Source organism: Bradyrhizobium sp., from assembly GCF_035273305.1.
In the GTDB taxonomy this organism is placed as follows: domain Bacteria; phylum Pseudomonadota; class Alphaproteobacteria; order Rhizobiales; family Xanthobacteraceae; genus Bradyrhizobium.
In genome coordinates this window covers 1-6,391 of sequence record NZ_DATEPI010000088.1, presented here as the reverse complement: position 1 = coordinate 6,391, position 6,391 = coordinate 1, and the positions used below count along the sequence as shown (strand labels likewise).

The 6,391-nt window shown below is 60.5% G+C and carries 7 protein-coding genes and 1 pseudogene; 3 read left to right on the top strand and 5 right to left on the bottom strand.

What is annotated here, in order from left to right:
• Positions 1 to 548: cyclic nucleotide-gated ion channel (locus VJV58_RS05590; protein WP_324136344.1), on the top strand; the 548-nt coding region annotated here is incomplete at its 5' end.
• The gene (locus tag VJV58_RS05585) at positions 548 to 1,342 is read left to right on the top strand and encodes an enoyl-CoA hydratase/isomerase family protein (RefSeq protein WP_414641415.1); all 795 of its coding nucleotides are present in this window, start codon (positions 548 to 550) and stop codon (positions 1,340 to 1,342) included. The genes VJV58_RS05590 and VJV58_RS05585, both read left to right, overlap by 1 nt.
• Before the next feature lie 450 nt (positions 1,343 to 1,792).
• Here the strand turns inward: VJV58_RS05585 and VJV58_RS05580 are convergent, their stop codons facing one another.
• The gene (locus VJV58_RS05580; RefSeq protein WP_324136342.1) at positions 1,793 to 1,948 is read right to left on the bottom strand and encodes a hypothetical protein; all 156 of its coding nucleotides are present in this window, start codon (positions 1,946 to 1,948) and stop codon (positions 1,793 to 1,795) included.
• Positions 1,949 to 2,418: 470 nt separating this feature from the next.
• On the opposite strand from VJV58_RS05580, the gene VJV58_RS05575 reads away from it, so the two are divergent.
• On the top strand, positions 2,419 to 2,631 hold the full coding sequence (locus VJV58_RS05575; protein ID WP_324136341.1) for a hypothetical protein: 213 nt from the start codon (positions 2,419 to 2,421) through the stop codon (positions 2,629 to 2,631).
• A gap of 226 nt (positions 2,632 to 2,857) precedes the next feature.
• Here the strand turns inward: VJV58_RS05575 and VJV58_RS05570 are convergent, their stop codons facing one another.
• The 4 genes and pseudogenes from VJV58_RS05570 to VJV58_RS05555 all read right to left on the bottom strand — a co-directional run.
• On the bottom strand, positions 2,858 to 3,505 hold the full coding sequence (locus tag VJV58_RS05570; RefSeq protein WP_324136345.1) for a nitroreductase: 648 nt from the start codon (positions 3,503 to 3,505) through the stop codon (positions 2,858 to 2,860).
• Between the two features lie 77 nt (positions 3,506 to 3,582).
• The gene (locus tag VJV58_RS05565; protein ID WP_324136340.1) at positions 3,583 to 4,827 is read right to left on the bottom strand and encodes an acyl-CoA dehydrogenase; all 1,245 of its coding nucleotides are present in this window, start codon (positions 4,825 to 4,827) and stop codon (positions 3,583 to 3,585) included.
• A gap of 140 nt (positions 4,828 to 4,967) precedes the next feature.
• Positions 4,968 to 6,215, bottom strand: a complete 1,248-nt coding sequence (locus VJV58_RS05560; protein WP_324136339.1) for an acyl-CoA dehydrogenase — start codon at positions 6,213 to 6,215, stop codon at positions 4,968 to 4,970.
• Positions 6,216 to 6,240: 25 nt separating this feature from the next.
• Positions 6,241 to 6,391: pseudogene (locus tag VJV58_RS05555) on the bottom strand (acyl-CoA dehydrogenase); the annotation flags it as partial.

Here is a 6,391-nt window from a genome sequence, read left to right as displayed (position 1 = left end):
TGACCACCACCGGTTATGGCGATGCCGTCCCGGTCACACCGCTCGGCCGCCTGATCGCCGCCTTCGTCATGATCTGCGGCCTCGGCGTGTTCGGTCTCTGGACCGGCATTCTCGCCACCGGCTTTGCCGCCGAAACCCGCCGCGACAATTTCCTGAAAACGTGGGAGTCCGTGAGCAAGGTGCCGTTCTTTGCCGCGCTGGGCCCGGCGGCAATCGCCGACGTGACGCATATGCTGCGCATCATGGATCTGCCGTCCCGAACCATGATCATCCGCAAGGGCCAGGTTGGCGATTGCATGTATTTCATTGCCGCGGGAGAAGTCGAGGTGGATTTGCCCGGCAAGAAGGTGCGGCTCGGCGAAGGCGCGTTCTTCGGCGAGATGGCGCTGCTGGGCAACAATTTGCGCTCCGCCAGTATCACCACCACACGCGTGTCGCGGCTGCTGGTGCTCGATCTCGTGGACTTCCGCATGCTGATGGCGCGTCATCCCGATCTCGCCGCCACTATCGACGCGGAAGCCAAGCGGCGCGCTTCGGAGAATACATGATGCAGTCGGGCGTCTCCGGCTCCGCCGATCTCGCGAGCGCGCCGCTTCTTGAAGTTCACGGCGCCCGCGCCAACATTCGCCTCAACCGGCCGAAGCATTTGAACCGGCTGCAGCCCGATGACCTCGATGTGCTGATGGAGTTGTTCGATCGGATCGAGGCCGATCCGGCGATCCGGGTATTGGTGCTGACCGGAACGGGACGAGCCTTTAGCGCCGGATATGATCTCGGCTCGATCGCCGAACGCGCGGCCACCGCTCAGGAGCAGACCGCCGGCTCCGCCTTTGAGGTCATGGTCAACCGCCTTGAAGATATTGCAGTACCAACGATCTGCCGCCTGAATGGCGGTGTCTATGGCGGCTCGACCGATCTGGCGCTGGCGTGCGACTTCCGCATCGGTATCGACAACTGCGAGATGTTCATGCCGGCGGCGCGACTCGGCCTGCATTACTACAAGAGCGGGATCCAGCGTTATGTCTCGCGGCTCGGGCTGGATAACGCCAAGCGATTGTTCCTCACCGCCGAACGCGTCGGTGCGGCCGAAATGCTGCGGATCGGCTATCTCACGTCGATGGTGCCTGCCGAAGCGCTGGATGAAGAGGTCGATAGACTGGCGGCAATTCTCGCCGCCAACGCGCCGATTGCGATGCGGGGGATGAAGCGCGCTATCAACGAAATCGCTCGCGGCAGGCTAGACGAAGAAGCTGCCGACCACCGGCACCGTGAAAGCATGCGGAGCGCCGAGATCAAGGAAGGCATCAAGGCGTTTGCGGAAAAGCGTCCGCCAAAGTTCTAGTTTCAGATGTGCTAACCGAGATTTCGAACAGCGTGCACGCACGCCATCACAAAGACAGCTGTTAGGCCGACCAGCGAAGTTGCGATCGGCTTGATACCCCAATGACTACCAATAAGCGCGCCGATCGGAATGAGAAAAAAGCAGATGACTAGATCGGCTCTTGCGGCGAACTTGAGCGGGCCCCTGCGATTGCGCGAGCGAGTGTGCTGCTGCGGCTCGTTACCGTGTTCTTCAACGCGCAGCGAGGAGGCCCGTTTGATCCTGGCCGTCCCGCCGCGAATCTCGTAGGAGGACGCTGCAACAGCCATTATCGCTTTACCCAGACGCGGCCGCATGGTTCGAGGCGATGCACCGCGCCTGCTCAGAACGAAAGTCCACCCGTCCGTTTTTTTCAAAATACGATCCGCCCGCCCAGCTTGGCGGTGGTGCTGCGGTTCTGGTCGGACATCGCTACGCCTCGAGCGCGCCGAACGCCGCGGCCTTCCTGTTAATGTGATAGGTGCCGTGCGGGGCAACTCCGGCTGCGTACTCGAATGATATTAGGCCGGGGTTCAAAGCGACGCAGAGTTCGTATGACAAGTCGAAGAAGAAAAGCAGCATGGTCACGGGCACCCAAGGAACTGGTAGGGAGCCGATCTATAACAGCGCGCAGCGCGGCCGCTTCATCCGAACGGGGGACATTCGTACCGATAGCAAGTAATGACCGCAATGAGTGAGGCCGGAGTTTACCCGCACTCGTCAATATGCCGGGCCTCGGTGGTCTCAGCGCGATGGCCGTTGCGGTGATGGCCTCACGATCAAGAATATTTATGACGCCAAGCTGATGAAGAGCGAACAGAAGCTGTGGGCAGAGCGTCAGCACGTAAGATCGGTAAGTCTCGAATCCGACTGCCTGAAATCAGCGGACCAGCGCTAGATCGAACCTCCTGGATGTGCCGGCTTGAAAACAAATTTCCACTTCTCTCCTCCGATCGGAGGATGTCTCCATTAACCCATGGTTCATATTGCAACTGTCATCGCTCACTTCCCATCAACAAAGCATGGTGAAAGCCCTGCAAATAACTTCGGAGAATGGAATGACCAAGATTCTTGCTCTCGTATCTACAGTGGCCGCACTCGCCGTGCTCGGCACAAGCGGAATGGCGTCTGCCGCTGGTCGCGATCATCGCGATAGCGCCGCGCCATCAGCTGCTGCAGGCCCAGCAAAACAGGGACTGGCTGCTTATAACGACCAGTACCGCGACGTGAATGCCAGGTCGAAGAAGTCCAAGAGCAAAAAGAAGCATTGAGAGGACTCAACAAGAGCGTTCCTGTCGCTCTTGAGCCGCTCGAAATCCAAGCATGTTTTGGGCGCCCGGTGCGAATTCGCACTGGGCGTTTGTTTTTCGAGTCTCTTACACGATCCTAGGAAATGATGCGGCGGGATGATTGAGCAGATTCGCTCCATCGTCATCGCCGGGCTTGTCCGGACCTGCCCAGCCATGACGAAGGACGGCGTCGCTTGTATCCGCGCTGCTACTCGTCAATGAAGGTGACCGTATCGGCAATATTCGCGCGTGTTGTGCGATAGCTGTTGGCCCTGTGGCCGCGGTCCGGCAAGCCGAACGAAATTCCGCACACCACTCGCCGGTCGTCGCCGAGCCCGAAATGCTTGCGCACCACTTCGGAATGAAACGCCAGCGCGGCTTGCGGCACTGTCGCGATCCCGAGCGCCTGCGCCGCAAGCATAAAGCTGGTGACATAGCCGCCGCAATCAATCGCGCCGTATACGCCTAGCGCCTCATCGGTATGAACGATGGCGACGTGCGGTGCGCCGAAAAAATTGAAATTCTCAAGTGCCTGCCTTGCGTAGGCCGCCTTGTCGCCGCGCGGTATCCCCAGCGAGTTGTAAAGCTGGAAACCGCTTTCGCGCCGCCGTTCGAGATAGACGCCGCGATATTCCCGAGGGAATGGAAAATCGCCAGTGTTCGGCCTGCCGCTGGACGCGGCTGCGTACATAACATCGCGGAATATTGCGGTCCCCGCGCCGGAGGTGATCGCGAGCTGCCACGGCTGGCTATTGCACCAGGAGGCAGTCTTTTGCGCTGAAGCCAATATCCGCTCGATGGTCGAGCGCGGGACCGGCTCGGGCCGAAAGGCGCGGCAAGAAAATCGTTCGCTCAGCAACTCGTCCAGTATTTCGATGCGCTGCTCGGAGCTATGGCCGGTCGTCACCGGCTGATCGAAGGCATCCGGCATATTCACCTTCCCTTGGTTGGGATCTTGTTGAAGGGCACGTCCTTGTCGACGCGGATGTCGCCGGGCAACCCAAGCACGCGCTCGGCGATGATGTTGCGCAGGATCTCATCTGTCCCGCCGGCAATCCGGGTCGAAGGCGAGGACATCAGCATGGCCTGGAACTGGCCGGCCGCCTCGGCGGTCTCGGGATCGTTCAGGATGCCGCTCGCGCCCTGCAGGTCCATCGCGTACATCGCGATATCCTGAAGCATCGAGCCGGCCACCAGCTTGCCGATCGAGTTTTCCGGGCCGGGACGCTCGCCCTTGGATAATGCCGAGACTGCCCGGTAACTGGTGTATTTCAACCCGCTGTTCTTTACCGCCCAGTTGGCGAGTTTGGAGCGTGTGGCGCGGTCGTCGATCGCGAGGCCGTCCTCGGTCATCAGGCTGCAGCAGAACTCGAACAGTTCAGTGAAGCCGGTCGCCAGCCGCGAGCCGATCGATAGCCGCTCATTCATCAGTGTTGTCAACGAGACATTCCAGCCGTCGCCGACGGCCCCGAGCCGTTGCGAATCAGGCACGCGCAAATCGGTGAAAAACACTTCATTGAATTCCTGCATGCCGTTGGCCTGCTTGATCGGCTTGACCGACACGCCAGGGCTTTTCATATCGATGTAGAACATCGTCAGGCCCTTGTGCTTTGGCACATTCGGATCGGTGCGGGTGATCAGGATTCCGTAGTCCGAGTAATGCGCGCCCGACGTCCAGATTTTCTGGCCGTTGATGATCCAGTGATCGCCGTCGCGCTCGGCGCGGGTGCGCAACCCCGCGACATCGGAGCCGCCAGCCGGCTCCGAAAAGAGCTGGCACCAGATCTCCTCGCCCGAGGCGATTTTCGGCAAATAGCGCCGTTTGTCGGCTTCGCTGCCATAAGCCATGACGGTCGGACCGCACATGCCTTCGCCGATCTGGAATGGGCTGGTGAGCTTGGAATAGACGCCCTCCTCCTGCTGCCAGATCACCCGTTCAACGGGGCTCGCGCCGCGTCCGCCATACTCCTTTGGCCAGTGCAGGCAAACCCAGCCGCTCTGCGCCTTCTTTCTCTGCCAGGCCTTTGCGATCTCGACGATGTCGTGCTTCTGCAGCTTGATACGACCGAGCGATGTCTTCGAGAGTTCCGCCTCGAATTCCTTTGGCGCGTTGGCATCGATCCACTTGCGCGCCTCGGCGCGGAACGCGGCTTCCTGTGGCGTGTCATCGAAATTCATTGGCCAAGCCTCTCATCTGCAATCAACTCAACAGCTCACTCATGATGGTGAGGAGGCGCGCTTGCGCCGTCTCGAACCATCAGGCCGATCTTCCTCGAGACGCGACGCTTCGCGAGGCTCCCTGGGATGAGGTCGTCACTTCATGCCCGCCCCTTGGTCGGGATTTTGTTGAAGGGAACGTCCTTGTCGACCCGGATGTCGCCGGGCAATCCCAGCACGCGCTCCGCGATGATGTTGCGCATGATCTCGTCGGTGCCGCCTTCGACACGCGTCCCCGGCGCGCGCAACAGCATGGCCTGGAATTTCCCGCTCGCTTCCGCGTCTTCGATCCCGCTCAGCACGCCTGCCGCTCCCTGCAAATCGAGTGCGTAAGCGGCGACGTCCTGGATCATCGAACCGGCGACCAGCTTGCCGATCGAATTCTCCGGGCCCGGGCGCTCGCCCTTCGACAATGCCGAGATCGCCCGCATGCTGGTGTATTTCAGCCCGCTGGCGCGAACCGCCCAATTGGCGAGTTTAGAGCGGACATTGCGGTCATCGATCGCCAGCCCATCTTCAAGCATCAGGTTGCTGCAGAATTCGAACAGTTCCGGGAAGCCGGTTGCGACACCCGCGCCGATCGACATGCGCTCGTTCATCAGCGTGGTAAGCGAGACGTTCCAACCGTCATTGACCGCGCCGAGCCGCTGGGCGTCCGGGATCTTAACGTCCGTGAAAAACACTTCGTTGAAATCGGACTGGCCGCTGGCCTGCTTGATCGGTTTGACTTCGACGCCGGGACTTTTCATGTCCAGGAAGAACATCGTGAGCCCCTTATGCTTCGGCACGTTGGGATCGCTGCGCGTCAGCAGGATTCCGTAATCCGAGTAGTGCGCGCCTGACGTCCAGATCTTTTGGCCGTTGATGATCCAGTTGTCGCCATCGCGCTCCGCGCGGGTGCGCAGGCCGGCGACATCGGACCCGCCGGCCGGCTCGGAAAACAATTGGCACCAGATATTTTGGCCCGATGCCAGCGGCGGCAAATAGCGCCGCTTCTGTTCTTCGCTGGCAAACGCCATCATGGTCGGGCCACACATGCCGTGGCCGATGATGAACATCCCGCTGAGCTTTCCGAAAGGGCCTTCCTCCTGCTGCCAGATCACGCGCTCGATCGGGGTTGCGCCACGGCCGCCATATTCCTTGGGCCAGTGCAGGCAAGCCCAACCGGCATCCGCCTTCCTTTTCTGCCAGGCTTTCGCGACCTCGAGAATGTTGGCGCCCTTGAGCTGGGTGCGGCCGAGCGAAGACTTGCGCAACTCTTCTTCATATTGCTTTGGCGCGTTGGCCGCGATCCAGGCCCTTGCCTCGGCGCGGAACGCGGCCTCGTGCGGGGTGTCATCGAAGTTCATTTCGCTTTGTCCTTGCTCTCAGGAGCTACGCCGCATTTCTCTTGCGCATGCGATCGATCAGCGCGTCCTCCCAATAAGAAAGACTCCCGAGCGACAGCGCCGTCGCGTTTGAGCGGCGGTAATACAGGTGACAGTCGAATTCCCAGGTGAAGCCCATGCCGCCATGCACCTGGATG

Coding starts and splice junctions, on each gene's coding strand:
- VJV58_RS05560 (WP_324136339.1), bottom strand. CDS start 6,215: ATGAACTTCGATGACACCCCGCACGAGGCCGCGTTCCGCGCCGAGGCA.
- VJV58_RS05585 (WP_414641415.1), top strand. CDS start 548: ATGCAGTCGGGCGTCTCCGGCTCCGCCGATCTCGCGAGCGCGCCGCTT.
- VJV58_RS05565 (WP_324136340.1), bottom strand. CDS start 4,827: ATGAATTTCGATGACACGCCACAGGAAGCCGCGTTCCGCGCCGAGGCG.
- VJV58_RS05575 (WP_324136341.1), top strand. CDS start 2,419: ATGACCAAGATTCTTGCTCTCGTATCTACAGTGGCCGCACTCGCCGTG.